This is a genomic window from Pseudomonas vanderleydeniana (assembly GCF_014268755.2).
GTDB classification, from domain to species: domain Bacteria; phylum Pseudomonadota; class Gammaproteobacteria; order Pseudomonadales; family Pseudomonadaceae; genus Aquipseudomonas; species Aquipseudomonas vanderleydeniana.
This window is the reverse complement of record NZ_CP077093.1, coordinates 198,763-215,790: the sequence shown is the minus strand read 5'-3', so window position 1 is coordinate 215,790 and position 17,028 is coordinate 198,763. Positions and strand designations below refer to the sequence as shown.

General features: G+C 61.1%; 17 protein-coding genes. 14 read left to right on the top strand and 3 right to left on the bottom strand.

What is annotated here, in order from left to right; all coding sequences use genetic code 11:
• Positions 1-4 precede the first annotated feature (4 nt).
• From atpA to HU752_RS00945, 8 genes are all read left to right on the top strand, one after another.
• Entirely contained in the window at positions 5-1,549 is a 1,545-nt protein-coding gene (gene atpA, locus HU752_RS00980; RefSeq protein ID WP_017902418.1) for a F0F1 ATP synthase subunit alpha, read from the top strand.
• Between the two features lie 50 nt (positions 1,550-1,599).
• Entirely contained in the window at positions 1,600-2,460 is an 861-nt protein-coding gene (gene atpG / locus HU752_RS00975; protein WP_186686491.1) for a F0F1 ATP synthase subunit gamma, read from the top strand.
• A gap of 27 nt (positions 2,461-2,487) precedes the next feature.
• Positions 2,488-3,864, top strand: coding sequence for a F0F1 ATP synthase subunit beta (atpD, locus tag HU752_RS00970; RefSeq protein ID WP_017902416.1), 1,377 nt, complete (start codon positions 2,488-2,490; stop codon positions 3,862-3,864).
• Between the two features lie 45 nt (positions 3,865-3,909).
• A complete protein-coding gene (locus HU752_RS00965; RefSeq protein ID WP_010447599.1) occupies positions 3,910-4,335 on the top strand; it encodes a F0F1 ATP synthase subunit epsilon in 426 nt (141 codons plus the stop codon).
• A gap of 113 nt (positions 4,336-4,448) precedes the next feature.
• Positions 4,449-5,816: a bifunctional UDP-N-acetylglucosamine diphosphorylase/glucosamine-1-phosphate N-acetyltransferase GlmU gene (glmU, locus tag HU752_RS00960; RefSeq protein ID WP_186686489.1), complete on the top strand. Its 1,368-nt coding sequence runs from the start codon at positions 4,449-4,451 to the stop codon at positions 5,814-5,816.
• A gap of 371 nt (positions 5,817-6,187) precedes the next feature.
• Positions 6,188-6,955, top strand: coding sequence for a DeoR/GlpR family DNA-binding transcription regulator (locus HU752_RS00955; RefSeq protein ID WP_186686479.1), 768 nt, complete (start codon positions 6,188-6,190; stop codon positions 6,953-6,955).
• Between the two features lie 11 nt (positions 6,956-6,966).
• Positions 6,967-8,802, top strand: a complete 1,836-nt coding sequence (glmS, locus tag HU752_RS00950; RefSeq protein WP_186686476.1) for a glutamine--fructose-6-phosphate transaminase (isomerizing) — start codon at positions 6,967-6,969, stop codon at positions 8,800-8,802.
• Positions 8,803-9,221: 419 nt separating this feature from the next.
• A complete protein-coding gene (locus HU752_RS00945) occupies positions 9,222-10,493 on the top strand; it encodes a carbohydrate porin (RefSeq protein WP_186686473.1) in 1,272 nt (423 codons plus the stop codon).
• Here HU752_RS00945 and HU752_RS00940 read toward each other — a convergent pair.
• Positions 10,490-11,443 (bottom strand): LysR family transcriptional regulator, encoded by a 954-nt coding sequence (locus HU752_RS00940; RefSeq protein ID WP_186686470.1) that lies wholly within the window; start codon positions 11,441-11,443, stop codon positions 10,490-10,492. The two genes, HU752_RS00945 and HU752_RS00940, sit on opposite strands and share 4 nt — an antisense overlap.
• A 140-nt stretch (positions 11,444-11,583) precedes the next feature.
• On the opposite strand from HU752_RS00940, the gene HU752_RS00935 reads away from it, so the two are divergent.
• Together HU752_RS00935 and HU752_RS00930 are read left to right on the top strand one after the other, a co-directional pair.
• The gene (locus tag HU752_RS00935) at positions 11,584-12,108 is read left to right on the top strand and encodes an NAD(P)H-dependent oxidoreductase (protein ID WP_186686467.1); all 525 of its coding nucleotides are present in this window, start codon (positions 11,584-11,586) and stop codon (positions 12,106-12,108) included.
• A 34-nt stretch (positions 12,109-12,142) separates the two neighbouring features.
• Positions 12,143-12,445 carry a DUF1330 domain-containing protein gene (locus HU752_RS00930; RefSeq protein ID WP_186686464.1) on the top strand — a complete coding sequence of 101 codons (303 nt, stop codon included), beginning with the start codon at positions 12,143-12,145 and terminating at the stop codon, positions 12,443-12,445.
• A gap of 3 nt (positions 12,446-12,448) precedes the next feature.
• Here the strand turns inward: HU752_RS00930 and HU752_RS00925 are convergent, their stop codons facing one another.
• Positions 12,449-12,853 carry a hypothetical protein gene (locus tag HU752_RS00925; protein WP_186686461.1) on the bottom strand — a complete coding sequence of 135 codons (405 nt, stop codon included), beginning with the start codon at positions 12,851-12,853 and terminating at the stop codon, positions 12,449-12,451.
• Positions 12,854-13,293: 440 nt separating this feature from the next.
• On the opposite strand from HU752_RS00925, the gene HU752_RS00920 reads away from it, so the two are divergent.
• Positions 13,294-13,698: a hypothetical protein gene (locus HU752_RS00920; RefSeq protein WP_186686458.1), complete on the top strand. Its 405-nt coding sequence runs from the start codon at positions 13,294-13,296 to the stop codon at positions 13,696-13,698.
• Between the two features lie 235 nt (positions 13,699-13,933).
• Here HU752_RS00920 and HU752_RS00915 read toward each other — a convergent pair whose 3' ends face one another.
• The gene (locus HU752_RS00915) at positions 13,934-14,431 is read right to left on the bottom strand and encodes a type II toxin-antitoxin system PemK/MazF family toxin (protein ID WP_225920200.1); all 498 of its coding nucleotides are present in this window, start codon (positions 14,429-14,431) and stop codon (positions 13,934-13,936) included.
• A 16-nt stretch (positions 14,432-14,447) separates the two neighbouring features.
• Here HU752_RS00915 and HU752_RS00910 point away from each other — a divergent pair, with 16 nt between their 5' ends.
• The 3 genes from HU752_RS00910 (at position 14,448) to HU752_RS00900 (ending at position 17,011) form a co-directional block, all read left to right on the top strand.
• Positions 14,448-15,263: an alpha/beta fold hydrolase gene (locus HU752_RS00910; RefSeq protein WP_186686456.1), complete on the top strand. Its 816-nt coding sequence runs from the start codon at positions 14,448-14,450 to the stop codon at positions 15,261-15,263.
• Between the two features lie 76 nt (positions 15,264-15,339).
• Positions 15,340-16,242 (top strand): LysR family transcriptional regulator, encoded by a 903-nt coding sequence (locus HU752_RS00905; RefSeq protein ID WP_186686445.1) that lies wholly within the window; start codon positions 15,340-15,342, stop codon positions 16,240-16,242.
• A 139-nt stretch (positions 16,243-16,381) separates the two neighbouring features.
• Complete coding sequence (locus HU752_RS00900; RefSeq protein ID WP_186686443.1) at positions 16,382-17,011, top strand: glutathione S-transferase family protein; 630 nt, start codon at positions 16,382-16,384, stop codon at positions 17,009-17,011.
• Positions 17,012-17,028: the final 17 nt, after the last annotated feature.

The following is a 17,028-nucleotide window of genomic DNA, read 5'->3' as shown; positions in this document are numbered from 1 at the left end:
AGCAATGCAGCAACTCAATCCTTCCGAAATAAGTGAAATTATCAAGGGCCGCATCGAAAAGCTCGATGTGACCTCCCAAGCCCGTAACGAAGGCACCGTCGTCAGCGTGTCTGACGGTATCGTGCGGATTCACGGTCTGGCCGACGCTATGTACGGCGAAATGATCGAGTTCCCGGGCGGCGTCTACGGCATGGCCCTCAACCTGGAGCAAGACTCCGTGGGTGCCGTGGTACTGGGCGCGTACACGACTCTGGCTGAAGGCATGAGCGCCAAGTGCACTGGCCGCATCCTGGAAGTTCCGGTTGGTAAGGAACTGCTGGGTCGCGTTGTCGACGCACTGGGCAACCCTGTCGACGGCAAAGGTCCGCTGAACAACACCGAGACCGACGCGGTCGAGAAAGTTGCTCCAGGCGTGATCTGGCGTAAGTCGGTAGACCAGCCTGTACAGACTGGCTACAAGGCAGTCGATGCCATGATCCCGGTAGGCCGTGGCCAGCGTGAGCTGATCATCGGTGACCGTCAGATCGGCAAGACCGCCATGGCGATCGACGCCATCATCAACCAGAAGAACAGCGGTATCTTCTGCGTATACGTCGCCGTTGGTCAGAAGCAATCGACCATCGCCAACGTGGTTCGCAAGCTGGAAGAAAACGGCGCACTGGCCAACACCATCATCGTTGCCGCCAGCGCTTCCGAATCGGCTGCCCTGCAGTTCCTGGCTCCGTACTCCGGTTGCACCATGGGCGAATACTTCCGCGACCGCGGTGAAGACGCCCTGATCGTTTATGACGATCTGTCCAAGCAGGCTGTGGCCTACCGCCAGATCTCCCTGCTGCTGCGTCGTCCACCAGGACGTGAAGCGTACCCAGGTGACGTGTTCTATCTCCACTCCCGTCTGCTGGAGCGCGCATCCCGCGTTTCGGAAGAGTACGTCGAGAAGTTCACCAACGGCGCAGTGACCGGCAAAACCGGCTCCCTGACCGCTCTGCCGATCATCGAAACCCAGGCTGGCGACGTTTCCGCGTTCGTTCCGACCAACGTGATCTCCATCACCGACGGTCAGATCTTCCTGGAATCGGCCATGTTCAACTCGGGCATCCGCCCTGCAGTGAACGCCGGTGTTTCGGTATCCCGTGTAGGTGGTGCCGCTCAGACCAAGATCATCAAGAAGCTGTCCGGTGGTATCCGTACCGCCCTGGCCCAGTACCGTGAACTGGCGGCATTCGCCCAGTTCGCTTCTGACCTGGACGAAGCGACCCGTAAGCAACTTGAGCATGGTCAGCGCGTTACCGAGCTGATGAAGCAGAAGCAATACGCGCCAATGTCGATCGCCGACATGTCGCTGTCGCTGTATGCCGCTGAGCGTGGGTTCCTGACCGACGTTGAAATCGCCAAGATCGGCAGCTTCGAGCAAGCGCTGATTGCTTACTTCAACCGCGATCACGCCGATTTGATGGCCAAGATCAACGTGAAGGGTGACTTCAATGACGAAATCGACGCTGGCCTGAAGGCTGGTATCGAGAAGTTCAAGGCCACCCAAACCTGGTAAGCCGCAGCGGGAGCCGCAAGGCTCCCGCTTGCTAACCTGATAGGTGTTACATGGCAGGCGCAAAAGAGATTCGCAGTAAGATTGCGAGCATCAAAAGCACGCAAAAAATTACCAGCGCCATGGAAAAAGTGGCGGTCAGCAAAATGCGCAAGGCACAAATGCGCATGGCTGCTAGCCGTCCTTATGCGGAGCGTATCCGCCAGGTAATTGGGCATCTGGCCAACGCCAACCCGGAATACCGCCACCCGTTCATGATCGACCGCGACATCAAGCGCGTCGGTTACGTCGTGGTGAGCAGTGACCGTGGTCTGTGCGGCGGCTTGAACACCAACCTGTTCAAGGCCCTGGTCAAGGACATGGCGGTAAACCGCGAAAAAGGCGTCGAGATCGATCTGTGTGTCGTGGGTAGCAAGGGTGCGGCCTTTTTCCGCAACTTCGGCGGTAACGTCGTTGCAGCTATCAGCCACCTGGGTGAAGAGCCGTCGATCAATGACCTGATCGGCAGCGTGAAGGTGATGCTGGATGCCTACCTGGACGGCCGTATCGACCGCCTGTCCGTGGTATCCAACAAGTTCATCAACACCATGACCCAGCAGCCTACCGTGGAGCAGTTGATTCCACTGGTGGCAACCCCGGATCAGGATCTCAAGCATCACTGGGACTATCTGTACGAACCGGACGCCAAAGAGCTGCTTGACGGCCTGATGGTGCGCTACGTGGAGTCGCAGGTGTACCAGGCGGTGGTCGAGAACAACGCTGCTGAACAAGCGGCGCGGATGATCGCGATGAAGAACGCTACCGACAACGCCGGTGATCTGATCAGCGACTTGCAGCTGATCTACAACAAGGCGCGTCAGGCTGCGATCACCCAAGAGATCTCGGAAATCGTCGGCGGCGCTGCCGCGGTTTAACGGTTCAAATATTCAGAGGATCCAGCTATGAGTAGCGGACGTATCGTTCAAATCATCGGCGCCGTCATCGACGTGGAATTTCCACGCGACAGCGTACCGAGCATCTACGACGCCTTGAAGGTTCAAGGCGCCGAAACCACCCTGGAAGTTCAGCAGCAGCTGGGCGACGGCGTGGTACGTACCATTGCGATGGGTTCCACCGAAGGCCTCAAGCGTGGCCTGGACGTGAACAACACTGGCGCAGCCATCTCCGTACCGGTCGGTAAAGCGACCCTGGGCCGGATCATGGACGTGCTGGGCAACCCGATCGACGAAGCTGGTCCGATCGGCGAAGAAGAGCGCTGGGGTATCCACCGCGCCGCTCCTTCCTTCGCAGAACAGGCTGGTGGCAACGAGCTGCTGGAAACCGGCATCAAGGTGATCGACCTGGTTTGCCCGTTCGCCAAGGGTGGTAAGGTTGGTCTGTTCGGTGGTGCCGGTGTCGGCAAGACCGTAAACATGATGGAACTGATCCGTAACATCGCCATCGAGCACAGCGGTTACTCCGTGTTCGCCGGTGTGGGTGAGCGTACTCGTGAGGGTAACGACTTCTACCACGAGATGAAGGACTCCAACGTTCTGGACAAAGTGGCACTGGTCTATGGCCAGATGAACGAGCCACCAGGGAACCGCCTGCGCGTAGCCCTGACCGGCCTGACCATGGCCGAGAAGTTCCGTGACGAAGGTAACGACGTTCTGCTGTTCGTCGACAACATCTACCGTTACACCCTGGCCGGTACCGAAGTATCCGCACTGCTGGGCCGTATGCCTTCGGCAGTAGGTTACCAGCCGACCCTGGCTGAAGAGATGGGCGTGCTGCAAGAGCGCATCACTTCGACCAAGCAAGGTTCGATCACCTCGATCCAGGCCGTATACGTACCTGCGGACGACCTGACCGACCCGTCGCCAGCGACCACCTTCGCCCACTTGGACGCCACCGTCGTACTGTCCCGTGACATCGCTTCCCTGGGTATCTACCCAGCGGTAGACCCACTGGACTCGACTTCGCGCCAGCTGGACCCGAACGTGATTGGCAACGAGCACTACGAAACCGCTCGCGGCGTTCAGTACGTGCTGCAGCGCTACAAGGAACTGAAGGACATCATCGCGATCCTGGGTATGGACGAGCTGTCGGAATCCGACAAGCAGTTGGTATCCCGCGCTCGTAAGATCCAGCGTTTCCTGTCGCAGCCGTTCTTCGTGGCTGAAGTCTTCACCGGTGCATCGGGTAAATACGTTTCCCTGAAAGACACCATTGCTGGCTTCAAAGGCATCCTCAACGGTGACTACGACCACCTGCCAGAACAAGCGTTCTACATGGTTGGCGGCATCGAAGAAGCGATCGAGAAAGCCAAGAAACTGTAATCCCGGCGCCCGGCAACGGGCGCTAATTTAGGTTGAGGCAATCAGATGGCTATGACAGTCCATTGCGATATCGTCAGTGCGGAAGGGGAAATTTTCTCCGGACTGGTCGAGATGGTGATTGCACACGGTGCACTGGGTGACCTGGGTATTGCCCTGGGCCACGCACCGCTAATCACCAATCTCAAGCCGGGTCCGATCCGCTTGATCAAGCAGGGCGGGGAAGCCGAGGTGTTCTACATCTCCGGTGGTTTCCTCGAGGTTCAGCCGAACATGGTCAAGGTTCTTGCCGACACCGTGCAACGTGCTGCCGACCTGGACGAAGCCTCCGCTCAGGAAGCCGTCAAGGCTGCCGAGAAGGCCCTGAATGAAAAAGGCGCGGACTTCGACTACGGTTCCGCTGCTGCACGTCTGGCCGAGGCCGCAGCTCAGCTGCGTACCGTCCAGCAGATCCGCAAGAAGTTCGGCGGCTAAGCCACCGCTTGTTGCGCGATTGATTAAAAAGGGTAGCCTCGGCTACCCTTTTTTCTTTTCCGATATTCATCACCTGGTCACACCCGCTGACCACCCAGGATTGGTAGCCAGTCATGTCTCTCGAAATCGTTATCCTTGCTGCAGGCCAAGGCACCCGCATGCGTTCGGCGTTGCCGAAGGTACTTCATCCGGTCGCCGGCAATTCGATGCTTGGACATGTTATCCACAGCGCCCGCCAATTGAATCCACAGCGCATTCACGTGGTGATCGGCCACGGTGCGGACCAGGTGCGTGAACGACTGGCAGCCGACGACCTGAATTTCGTCCTGCAGGACAAGCAACTGGGCACCGGTCATGCCGTGGCCCAGGCTGTTCCCTTCATCACCGCCGACACCGTGCTGGTGCTCTACGGTGACGTGCCGCTGATCGAAGTGGAAACCCTGCAGCGCCTGCTGCAGCACGCCACCCCTGAGCAGGTGGCCCTGCTGACCGTCGAGCTGGCCGATCCGACCGGCTATGGCCGTATCGTGCGTAACGCCGAGGGCAAGGCCTGTGCGATCGTCGAGCAGAAGGACGCCAACGAAGCACAACGCGCCATCACCGAAGGCAACACCGGCATCCTCGCACTGCCGGCCCAGCGCCTGGGTGACTGGATGAGCCGCCTGTCGAACAACAACGCCCAGGGCGAGTACTACCTGACCGACGTGATCGCCATGGCGGTCGCCGACGGCCTGGTGGTGGAAACCGAACAACCCCACGATGCGATGGAAGTGCAGGGCGCCAACGACCGCCGGCAACTGGCCGAGCTCGAGCGCCACTACCAGAAGCGTGCGGCCCTGCGCCTGATGGCCCAGGGCGTGACCCTGCGTGATCCGGCTCGCTTCGACGTGCGTGGCGAGGTCACCGTGGGGCGTGACGTGCTGATCGATATCAACGTGATCCTTGAGGGGAACGTGGTGATCGAAGACGACGTGGTGATCGGCCCGAACTGCGTGATCAAGGACAGCACCCTGCGCAAGGGCGTGGTCCTCAAGGCCAACACCCACCTCGACGGCGCGATCATGGGCGAGGGCAGCGATGCCGGGCCATTCGCCCGCCTGCGGCCGGGCAGTGTGCTGGGCGAGCGTGCCCATGTGGGTAACTTTGTCGAGCTGAAGAACGCCGTGCTGGGCAACGACACCAAGGCCGGCCACCTGGCCTACCTGGGCGATGCCGAGATCGGGGAGCGGACCAACATCGGTGCCGGTACCATCACCTGCAACTACGATGGTGCCAACAAGCACAAGACCGTGCTGGGTGACGATGTGTTCATCGGGACCAACAACTCCCTGGTTGCCCCTGTGGATATCTCCAATGGCGCGACCACGGCGGCGGGTTCGACCATCAACCAGAACGTCGAGGCAGGCCAACTGGGAGTGGCCCGTGCGCGCCAGCGCAATATCGACGGCTGGAAACGGCCGGTGAAGATCAAGAAGAGCTGAATTATCCACAAGCGTTTCCGAGGTTGTGGAAAGAGAGGGCTACCGTGGGTAGCCCTCTGTGTTTGTGGGTAAACTCCTTGTCCTGGCGTGTGGATAACTTCCCTTGTGGGAGCGCCGCCCGGCCTTCTCCCACAATGACCGCGCCAGGCTCGGAGGACCGCGCCCCTCTGTAGGAGCGTGGCTTGCCCGCGAACAGGCCCTCAAGTCTTGCCCACAACCATAGAGTCTCCCACAGGGGCGGATTGGAGAGCCGGTTGGCAGCAGTGGAAAAGTTACCCACAGCCCATTCGTTGACAACCTTTCACTTGACGAAGTTTCGATTTCAGGTTTTTATTGCCATCATTATCTTTCGAATCGAAACTTAACCAGTCATGTCGAAACGTAACACCCCGCAACGTCGCCACAGCATTCTTGCCTTGCTCAATGAACAGGGCGAGGTGAGCGTGGACGAGCTGGCCAGGCGCTTCGAAACTTCCGAGGTTACGGTTCGCAAGGATCTGGCCGCACTCGAAAGCAACGGCCTGCTGCTGCGCCGTTATGGTGGCGCGATCAGCATGCCCCAGGAACTGGTCAGCGACCTCGGTCACTCGGTCTCGAAGTACAAGCAGGCCATCGCCCGGGCTGCGGTCGGCCGCCTGCGCGAACACGCACGGATCATTATCGACAGTGGCAGCACCACTGCCGCGATGATCCCCGAGCTGGGCCTGCAACCCGGCCTGGTGGTGATGACCAATTCGCTGAATGTCGCCCGCGCCCTCAGCGAACTGGAACACGAACCGGTGCTGCTGATGACAGGTGGCACCTGGGATCCGCACTCCGAGTCCTTCCAGGGCCAGGTCGCCGAGCAGGTCCTGCGTTCCTACGACTTCGACCAGTTGTTCATCGGTGCCGACGGCATCGACCTGGAGCGGGGTACCACCACCTTCAACGAATTGCTCGGCCTGAGCCGGGTGATGGCTGAGGTGGCCCGTGAAGTGGTGGTCATGGTCGAGTCCGACAAGATCGGACGGCGCATTCCCAACCTGGAGCTGCCCTGGGGCAGCTTCCACACCCTTATTACCGATGAACGCTTGCCCCAGGAGGCACGCGAACAGATTCAGGCCCGCGGCATTCATTTGATCTGCGCGGCCGTCAGCTAGGAGAGAAGAGCATGTGCGGAATTGTCGGTGCAGTTGCTGAACGTAATATCACGGCCATCCTGGTCGAGGGTCTGAAGCGCCTGGAATACCGTGGCTACGACAGCGCCGGTGTGGCGGTCTTCACCCACAACGGTACGCTGGAGCGCACTCGCCGCACCGGCAAGGTCAGCGAGCTGGACCAGGCCCTGGCCGGCCAGCCACTGGCCGGTCGCCTGGGTATCGCCCACACCCGCTGGGCCACCCACGGTGCGCCGTGCGAGCGTAACGCCCACCCGCATTTCTCCGGTGCCGATATCGCCGTGGTGCACAACGGCATCATCGAGAACCACGAAGTTCTGCGTGAACAGCTCAAGGGCCTGGGCTACGTCTTCACCTCGGACACCGATACCGAAGTGATCGCCCACCTGCTGAACCACAAGCTCAAGGACCTGGGCGACCTGACCAAGGCCCTCAAGGCCACGGTCAAGGAACTGCACGGCGCCTACGGCCTGGCCGTGATCAACGCACAGCAGCCGGATCGCCTGCTGGCCGCCCGCAGTGGCAGCCCGCTGGTGATCGGCCTGGGCCTGGGCGAGAACTTCCTCGCCTCCGACCAACTGGCCCTGCGCCAGGTGACTGACCGTTTCATGTACCTGGAGGAGGGCGATATCGCCGAGATCCGCCGTGACAGCGTGCAGATCTGGGATATCAACGGCCAGGCCGTCGAGCGCGAAGCCGTGCAGTATCGCGATGGCGCGGAAGCAGCCGACAAGGGCGAGTTCCGCCACTTCATGCTCAAGGAGATCCACGAGCAGCCTTCCGTGGTGCAACGCACTCTGGAAGGCCGGCTGAGTCAGAACCAGGTACTGGTCCAGGCGTTCGGCCCGCAGGCCGCCGAGCTGTTCGCCAAAGTGCGCAACGTGCAGATCGTCGCCTGCGGCACCAGCTACCACGCCGGCATGGTCGCGCGTTACTGGCTCGAAGGCCTGGCCGGCATTCCGTGCCAGGTCGAAGTCGCCAGCGAGTTCCGTTACCGCAAGGTCGTGGTGCAGCCGGACACCCTGTTCGTCTCCATCTCCCAGTCCGGCGAAACCGCCGACACCCTGGCTGCCCTGCGCAATGCGAAAGAACTGGGCTTCCTCGGCAGCCTGGCGATCTGCAACGTCAGCATCAGCTCGCTGGTACGTGAGTCGGACCTGACCCTGCTGACCCAGGCCGGTCGCGAAATCGGCGTGGCTTCGACCAAGGCCTTCACCACCCAACTGGTCGGCCTGCTGCTGCTGACCCTGGCCCTGGGCCAGGTCCGTGGCACCCTGGGCGAAGGTGTCGAAGCCGAGCTGGTGGAAGAACTGCGTCGCCTGCCGACCCGCCTGGGCGAAACCCTGGCGATGGACGCCAAGGTCGAGAAGATCGCCGAGCTGTTCGCCGACAAGCACCACACCCTGTTCCTCGGTCGTGGTGCCCAGTATCCGGTGGCGATGGAGGGGTCGCTCAAGCTCAAGGAAATCTCCTACATCCACGCCGAAGCCTATCCGGCCGGCGAGCTCAAGCACGGCCCACTGGCGCTGGTCGACAACGACATGCCGATCGTCACCGTGGCGCCGAACAACGAGCTGCTGGAAAAGCTCAAGTCCAACCTGCAGGAAGTCCGTGCCCGTGGCGGTGAACTGATCGTCTTCGCCGACGAACAGGCCGGAATGAGCAATGGCGAAGGCACCCACGTCATCACCCTGCCGCACATTCACGACACCCTGGCGCCGATCCTCTACACCATCCCGCTGCAACTGCTGTCGTACTACGTGGCCGTGCTCAAGGGCACCGACGTCGACCAGCCGCGCAACCTGGCGAAGTCGGTGACGGTGGAGTAAGAAGGCTGTCGCTTTAGAGAATCAACGCTGTCGCAGGAGCCGGAGAGGTTTGCTCTCCGGCCACCTGTCCTGTCCCCTGTTCGTATCTCGCCAGATGCGGTTACGCATTCAAACGAGATGACGCTTCGTTCATGTTTCGCCGCACGCCCGGGGCGCCTTTATCCACGACGCGATCATACTTTCGTCGGAAAACCTGACCATCCTGAATCAGCGCAAATGAAACTTTTTCAGGAATTTCCCACCTGATTCAATGTTTTATCCGAACTTTTCGCGGGTTGATCCTTTGGACAACAGGCGCTTCTGAAAATGTACGAACCTGTTAATTCAATTTGCACGGGCATAAACTGCGCCGCCTTGCGCCTGCCAGTGGCTGGCAGGGCAGCCCGTTCACTGCTTTGAATCCAATCCGAGATACCGCAATGCCCCTCCCAATTAGACACGCCCCGACTGCCCTGCTGCTGGCACTGGCCAGTAGCACTGCCATGGCCGATGGTGAACCGCTGTACAGCGGCGCCATGACCGGTGACTGGGGCGGCCTGCGCCACCAACTCGAGGAAGATGGCGTCAGGTTCACCGGTGACTACACCGGCGAAACCGCCTACAACGCCAACGGTGGCCTGCGTCGCTCGACGCGCTACTCGCAGAACATCAAGCTCGGCGTGCAGTTCGACCTGTCGAAACTGTACGGTTGGGAAAATGGCGGCAGGGTCCAGTTGACCATCAACGACCGTCGCGGCAACAGCGCTTCGGAAGATCTGGTCGGTAACCGCCTGCCGATCCAGGAAAACTACGGTGGCCTGTACACCCGTCTCACGGAGCTCAGCTACGAGCGCACCCTGTTCACCCCGGCGCTCAACGTCAAGCTCGGCTACATGGCCATGGGCAACGACCTCGGCGGCCTGGACAGCGGCATCCTGTGCAACTTCATGAACGCCGGCTTCTGCGGCCACCCGCTGAACATGTCCGGTGGCAGCGGCTGGACCAACTACCCCAACGCCCACCTGGGCGCGCGGGTGAAGTACGACCTGTCGCGGTCCTGGCAACTGCGCGTGGCGGCGTTCAACGTCGACCCGCAAAGCAACGGCAACTCCAGCCGTGCCTGGCACCTGGGGCCCAAGCACACGACCGGTACCGTGCTGCCGGTGGAGCTGGTGTACAAGCCGCAGGGCGAACTGCCGGGTGAGTACAAGCTCGGTTACTACTACGACAGCTCCGACGTGAAGCGCATCGGCAGCAGCAAGGAAGTGTCCGGCCGCAGCGGCCATTACCTGCTGGCCGAGCAGGCGGTGTGGAACGATGCCGGATCGCCAGGCCGCAGCCTGCATGTCTTCGGTCAGTACTCGGCGTCGAGCGAGGCGGCTTCGCCGTTCACCAAGTGGTATGGCGCCGGCGTGGTGCTGTACAAGCCGTTCGAAGGTCGCCCGCGCGATACCGTGGCCCTGGGCTATGGTCGTGCCGTGCCCAACCCGCGCAGCCGCGACCTGCTGGAAGACGCGGCATTCAATGCCGGCCAGCCGTTCCCCAACATCGACAACGCCGAGCGGTTGATCGAGCTGAGCTACGGCTACCAGGCCACCCCGTGGCTGATCCTGCGCCCGGATGTGCAGTACATCATCGAGCCGGGGGCCTTCTCCGGGAAGGACATCGATAACGCACTGGTCTTCGGCCTGCAGGTCAAGGCCACGTTCTAAGCCTGATAGTCCTTCAGGGCCGCGAGCGGTACGTGCAACTCCTCGAGTTGCGCGAACCGCTCGAGCAGGTACTCCACCGTGACCCGCACACGCGGCGCGACCAGCGCGCGGTGCGGATACTGCAGGGTCATCTCGAAGCTGCCGGGGTGATGCACGTCCAGCAGCAGCACCTTGAGCTGGCCGCCCAGCAGGTACTTCCAGGCATGGTGCACGCCAATGTTGGCGATGCCGGCACCGGCCACGCACGCTTCCACAATCGCTTCCGGGGATGAGAGCTTCATCACGGCCGAACCGATGTCCTGGGTGATGATGCTGCCGTCACGGTTCCTGAAATCCCAGGGTACGACACGACCGCCAAGGAAACGCCGGGTGAGCAGCTGGTGGCGGGCCAGGTCGGCCGGGGTTTGCGGGATGCCATGGCGGTCGAGATAGGCGGGCGCTGCCACCAGCACCAGATTGAAGTCACAAATCGGCCGGGAAACCAGCGACGAATCGGGGATGCGTCCTCCCCTCAGGGCGATGTCATAGCCATCCTGGACGAGGTCGATGACACGATCGTCGAAATCCACTTCCACCGACAGGCCCGGGTACTTCTCCAGCAGGCCGGGTAGCACCGGGGTCAGTTGCTCACGCCCGAAACCGACGCTGGTCGAGATCCGCACGCTGCCCATGGGCGTTGCACTATGGGCAATGGCTGCCTGGGTGGCCGAGTCAAGGGCTTCGAGTCCTATCCGGGCCTGGTGCAGGAAGGCTTCGCCTTCTTCAGTCAGTTTCATGGTTCGCGTCGTGCGGTTCATCAAGCGCACGCCCAGGGCTTTTTCCAGCCCGGCAATGTTCTTGCCCACCGCCGCCGAGGAGATACCCAGCGCCCTGGCCGCTCCCGCGAAACTGCCGGCATCGGCCGCCTGAACGAAGGACAGAATGGCGCGTACACGCTGCGAGGAATCCATGGGGGGTCGATACCTGTGTGGGTTTACCGGTATTGGCAACCTTGAGTTGCATAATCATAAACCCAGTGACGCATTCTCGTATTGAATGCGTACGACGAGAATGAGCCCATCACTTACCTGGATGGACCACACGACTCGTCATGAAAACACTCGTCATCACTTCCCACCCTTATCCCGATCAGTCACGCGTCATCAAGGCCCTGCAGGACGCTGCGGTGACGCTTCCCGAGGTGACCCTGCGCAACCTGGAATCGTTGTACGGCCAGAACCTGGGCGGTTTCGACCTGGCGGCCGAGCAGAAGGCCTATGAGGCAGCCGAGCGCATCGTGTTCCTGTTCCCGATTCACTGGTTCAATCTGACGCCGATGCTCAAGGCCTACCTGAACGAGGTCTGGACCTATGGTTGGGCTTTCGGTCCGCAAGGGCAGGCCCTGCAGGGCAAGAGCATGCAGGTCGTGGTCTCGACCGGCGCCACCGCCCATACGTTCTCCCACCAGGGGCTGGTGCAAAGCACGATTGAAGAAGTGCTGACGCCGATGAAGGCCACCGCGCTCTACGTTGGCATGAACTACCTGCCGCCGCTGGTTTTCCACGAAGTGGTGGGCGCATCGCCGCAGCAAGTCGAAGGCTTCCAGCAACAACTCACCGAAATGCTCGTGGCCTGAGCGGGCCGGGAAAACGACTGAAGAGGAAAGAGCGATGGCAATCGAACAGCCCGGCTACCTGGTTGGCAACTTCACCATTACCGATCCGCAACTCATGGCCGAATATGGTGAGCAGGCCAGGCCATTGGTCCACCGGCATGGTGGTGTCATGACCCTGATGAATCACGATCTCGAGCCGGACGAGGGCGAGGCGCAGCCTGTTCTGGTGATCATCCGCTTCCCCACGTTCGAGGAGGCGAGGGCTTTCTACCAGGCACCGGAATACGCGCCGCTCAAAGCGCTGCGGCTCAAGGCCACGACTGGCGGGTTTCTTGCGCTGGTACCGGGGCTTGAGTGACTGCTAGCGCACCTGGGACTCGCCGCAACCGCGGTAGTCCCGATCCCCGACCTTGAGCAGCACGGTGGCTTCGAACTTCCTGCCGCTCATGTCGTCGGTGCAAGTGCTGCGGTCAATCAGCACCTGGATTTCGGTGCCGTCCGCCGCGTTGCCAAAAAAGCCGTCCGGGGTCGATTCGGTCTTGGCGACGTCGGTTTTCTGTTGGCCGTAGTTCATCTCCAGATGCAACGGTGGCGTTTCGCCCATGCCCACTTCGACGACCCAGCCCGGCTCGTTGCCGGTCGCCCGAAAACCGCCCTTGCGGGGCTCGGCGGTCGTTGCAGAAGCCCCACTGCTCGAAGATACCGATTGCTCGCAGCCGGCCAGCGACAGCAGCAAGGCGGCGCAGAGAAGTCCTGAGTAGTTCATGGAGACGATTTCGGTGCTGTAAAGGTACGAGGGTAGCTCAGCCAGCCAGTCCTGGCCGAAAACGAAGGTTTCAAAGTGTTAATGGATGGGCAGCGACTTATCCACAACTCGTCGGCTGACCTACTGATTCAGCTTGGTTTTGCCTACAATGCCGTCGGCTCTGGCTGACTTGTTGATCAGTCAGCCCGCCCTTTAGGCTCTGGTTCTCGTTGCCAAATCAACGAGCGGGTTTAGCGACCCGGGTGAATCAGAGCGTCGTGGTGCCAAGACTCCATTCAGGCAGTTTCATGTCCGAAGGAATGCTCTATGGCGGCTGTGTACGGGAGACCTTCGGGTCTGCCGGTTCTTTGGTTCCCGGTTCGCTAACCTGTGCACAGCTGCCACCCTCATTCGTTTAGCGACGTCTGGTGGCGGTTCACGAACCAAAGGAGCCGAACTTCATGAAAACCAAGATCGTTCCAGACCCGCCCCACACGTCTGTACTGGATGAAAAATGCGCCGTGGTACGCGATGTCATCGGCCGTTGCATCGACTATCTCGCCCCCGAGTCCGATCCCTCACAGCCCCCGCGCTTCGGCGTGATCGACAAGACCGCCGCACCGCCCACCGATTATCTCAACGCCCACAAGCTCCCGGTCTTCACGGTCCGTGAGGGTGTCGACGTAGAAGTGGCGCTGCAGCATGTGTCATTCCTGCTCAAGGCCGCCGAATACGTCGCCGATGACTTGGGCCCTTCCTCCGACGATTTGGTCAGGGATCAGATCTGGTCGATCACGCATTCAGTTGAAATGGCCAGGGCGGTGGTGGAGGCTTTGTTGCGTGGCGTACACCGATCAGGCGTCTGAACTTTTTATCAGAGCGCTCGTTGAAGCAACCGGCGTCGCTGGGGAATGGGTCTAGCCAGAAAGACAAAGGGCGCCTTTCGGCGCCCTACTCACAAACAGGATGGCTTGTCATCACCTTCTTCCTGCTTGGCTCTGCGATTGCTGGGGTAACCCAGGATCCTCAGAGTCTCACAAGCCCCTTTCGGGTACAGGTTGAATCTCTCAAAAATGAGCAACGAAGGCCAATTGATAATGCCTATAGGCGGTGGTGAAGATTGAGGCCTGCCAGAACGGCGACCTGGATGGCGGCGAAATGCTCGGCACTCATCGTCAGAACCTCATACTGTCGCTGGCCATGGCGGCCTTTTGTCTTGATGCGGTCCAGCCTGTCCATGCTTACGGTGTAGAGCATGTCGCATTTCGCCCAGCTTTTTTTTGCCTCGCTAGCCAGGTAGCACGGCAGTTCAACATGGTAGGCGCACAATCTTTCCGGTTGCGTGGTGCTGAGCGGGACAACGGTTACGAGGCGGCTGTTATGAGGATGCTTCCTCAAAATCACAACGGGTCTCTGCTTCACCATCTCCGGGGCCACGAAACCACTGAAATTGCAGATGAGAATACTTCCTTCCTTTGGCTGAAATCTCAATGGCATCCGGTATGCTCTCGGTTCCGTGTTGCGGGTGGCGAACCATCTTACGTTGATCTGCAAGGTCCACTCACTGCATACCATGTCAGCATTTGTCAGCTTATCCACACCCAAGGGGGATTCCATGCCAGTTGTGACTATCGATGGACAGCCGCTCCATTACCTGGACCAGGGGGAGGGCGAGGTGGTCGTCCTGGGCTCCAGTTACCTGTGGGACAGTGCCATGTGGGCGCCGCAGATCGCCGTGTTGTCCCAGCACTATCGCGTGATCGTGCCGGAGCTGTGGGGGCACGGCCAGTCGGGCCCCTTGCCGGCCAATACCCACAGCCTGGATGACTTGGCCAACCAGGTGCTGGCCCTGCTCGACGGGTTGGATATCCAGCGTTTCAGCCTGGTCGGCCTGTCGGTTGGCGGCATGTGGGGCGCACGCCTGGCGCTGGCTGCGCCGCAACGCATTCGTGGGTTGGTGCTGATGGACACCTATGCCGGTGCCGAACCGGAAGCCACCCGCCAGTACTACTTCTCGATGCTGAAGATGATCGAGGACGCCGGCAGCATTCCGCCACCGCTGCTCGATGCCATCGTACCGATCTTCTTCAAGCCCGGCATCGATCCGCAGACGCCGTTCTACCAGACCTTCCGCAGCTCCCTGACGGCCTACTCCCGCGAGCGTTTGCTCGACAGCATCGTGCCCCTGGGGCGCCTGATTTTCGGGCGTGACGATCGTCTCGCGGCGTTGGCCGCGCTGGATGCCGACACCACCCTGGTGATGTGCGGCGAGCAGGACAAGCCGCGGCCACCGAGCGAAGCGCGCGAAATGGCCGAACTCATCGGTTGCCCATACATCGGCATTCCCGAGGCCGGGCATATCTCCAGCATCGAGAACCCGCAGAGCGTCAACCAGGCGCTGTTGGCCTTCCTGGGAAAACTCTCCGGGTAATCGCGGCGGGTTTTCGATACGCTGAAAAGGGCCGCCGATGCGGCTCTTTTCTTTGCCGGTGTGCACAGGGGGCGGTGTGGACAGATTCCAGGAAATGCAGGTGTTTCTTGCCGTGGCCCAGGAGCAGGGTTTCTCGGCGGCCGCGCGGCGCCTGAACCTGTCGGCCCCCAGTGTCACGCGCGCCATAGCGGCCCTGGAGCAGCGTATCGGCGCGCAATTGCTGATCCGCACCACGCGCAACGTGCACCTGACCGAACCTGGGCAACGCTACTTCGAGGATTGCCGGCGGATCCTCGCCGAGCTGGAAGAGGCCGATGCCAGTGCCGCCGACAGCCACGCCCAGCCCAGCGGGCAATTGACCATGACCGCACCGGTACTGTTTGGCGAGCTGTACGTCACACCGGTGATGGTGCGGTATCTGGAGCAGTATCCCGCCGTTTCCATCAATGCGCTGTTGATCGACCGGGTGGTGCGCATGGTCGAGGACGGTATCGACGTCGCCGTGCGTATTGGCGAGCTGGCGGATAGCGGGCATCACGCGATACGGGTAGGGCAGGTGCGACGGGTGGTCTGTGCCTCTCCCGCGTATCTGGAGAAGCACGGCCGGCCCGGGCACCCGGATGAGTTGCGCCAGGCACGGATCATCATGACCTCGGGCGCTTCCCAGGTGCGCAGCTGGCAGTTCGTCGACGGTGACAAGCCGCTCAATGTCCGCCTGGAGCCGCGCATGGCGGTGACCGCGAACCAGGCGGCGATTCGTGCCGTCTGCCTCGGAGCGGGACTGACCCGGTTGCTGTCCTACCAGGTGGCGGACAAGCTGGCCTCGGGCGAACTGGAAGTGGTGCTGGAAGATTTCGAGCTGCCGCCGCTGCCAATTCATGTGGTGTACCAGGGCGGGCGCAAGGCTCCGATGCGGGTGCGCAGTTTCGTCGATTTCGTGGTGGCGGCCTTGAAGGAGAATCTGGCGTTGAAAGGATGATGTACCCAGATCCTGATTTATTTCACCTGCTGAAATAACGGATTGCCATTTCTGGTGATTCTGTTGTTTTCGTCACAGGCGGAAGATGACTCCACCGCGCGATCCATCCCGGATCGTCCTCGCGCCCCTGGAGTGTCCAATGTCCCAGCCTGCCATCAAGCTCTACAACTTCTCCCGTTCCGGTCATGCCCATCGTGCCGAGTTGATGCTGTCCCTGCTCGGCCTGCCGGTCGAACTGATCCATGTCGACCTGCCCAGCGGCGCGCACAAGAAACCCGAGTACCTGGCACTGAACGCATTCGGTCAGGTGCCGGTGATCGATGACCAGGGCGTGATCCTGGCTGACTCCAACGCGATCCTGGTGTACCTGGCGCAGAAGTATGGCAACGGCCGCTGGCTGCCGAGCGATCCGGTCGGTGCGGCACACGTGCAACGCTGGCTGTCGGTGGCGGCTGGGCCGATTGCTTTCGGTCCGGCACGGGCCCGGTTGATCACCGTGTTTGGCGCCAACTTCGATGCCGAGGAGGCGATCAGCCGTTCCCACGCGCTGCTCAAGGTGGTCGAGCAGGAGCTGAGCCATTCGCCGTACCTGGTCGGCAACCAACCGACCATCGCCGATGTCGCCGGCTACAGCTATATCGCCCATGCACCGGAGGGCAACGTCTCGCTGGCGGACTACCCTAACGTCAGGGCCTGGCTGGCACGGATCGAAGCCTTGCCGGGCTTCGTACCGATGCCACGCACCGTCGTCGGCTTGCAGACGGCCTGAGTCAGCCACGGGAGAGA

Bases quoted from the DNA above. Each gene is read 5' to 3' on its own strand.
- atpA (WP_017902418.1), top strand. From the start codon at position 5: ATGCAGCAACTCAATCCTTCCGAAATAAGTGAAATTATCAAGGGCCGC.
- atpG (WP_186686491.1), top strand. From the start codon at position 1,600: ATGGCAGGCGCAAAAGAGATTCGCAGTAAGATTGCGAGCATCAAAAGC.
- atpD (WP_017902416.1), top strand. From the start codon at position 2,488: ATGAGTAGCGGACGTATCGTTCAAATCATCGGCGCCGTCATCGACGTG.
- HU752_RS00965 (WP_010447599.1), top strand. From the start codon at position 3,910: ATGGCTATGACAGTCCATTGCGATATCGTCAGTGCGGAAGGGGAAATT.
- glmU (WP_186686489.1), top strand. From the start codon at position 4,449: ATGTCTCTCGAAATCGTTATCCTTGCTGCAGGCCAAGGCACCCGCATG.
- HU752_RS00955 (WP_186686479.1), top strand. From the start codon at position 6,188: ATGTCGAAACGTAACACCCCGCAACGTCGCCACAGCATTCTTGCCTTG.
- glmS (WP_186686476.1), top strand. From the start codon at position 6,967: ATGTGCGGAATTGTCGGTGCAGTTGCTGAACGTAATATCACGGCCATC.
- HU752_RS00945 (WP_186686473.1), top strand. From the start codon at position 9,222: ATGCCCCTCCCAATTAGACACGCCCCGACTGCCCTGCTGCTGGCACTG.
- HU752_RS00940 (WP_186686470.1), bottom strand. From the start codon at position 11,443: ATGGATTCCTCGCAGCGTGTACGCGCCATTCTGTCCTTCGTTCAGGCG.
- HU752_RS00935 (WP_186686467.1), top strand. From the start codon at position 11,584: ATGAAAACACTCGTCATCACTTCCCACCCTTATCCCGATCAGTCACGC.
- HU752_RS00930 (WP_186686464.1), top strand. From the start codon at position 12,143: ATGGCAATCGAACAGCCCGGCTACCTGGTTGGCAACTTCACCATTACC.
- HU752_RS00925 (WP_186686461.1), bottom strand. From the start codon at position 12,853: ATGAACTACTCAGGACTTCTCTGCGCCGCCTTGCTGCTGTCGCTGGCC.
- HU752_RS00920 (WP_186686458.1), top strand. From the start codon at position 13,294: ATGAAAACCAAGATCGTTCCAGACCCGCCCCACACGTCTGTACTGGAT.
- HU752_RS00910 (WP_186686456.1), top strand. From the start codon at position 14,448: ATGCCAGTTGTGACTATCGATGGACAGCCGCTCCATTACCTGGACCAG.
- HU752_RS00900 (WP_186686443.1), top strand. From the start codon at position 16,382: ATGTCCCAGCCTGCCATCAAGCTCTACAACTTCTCCCGTTCCGGTCAT.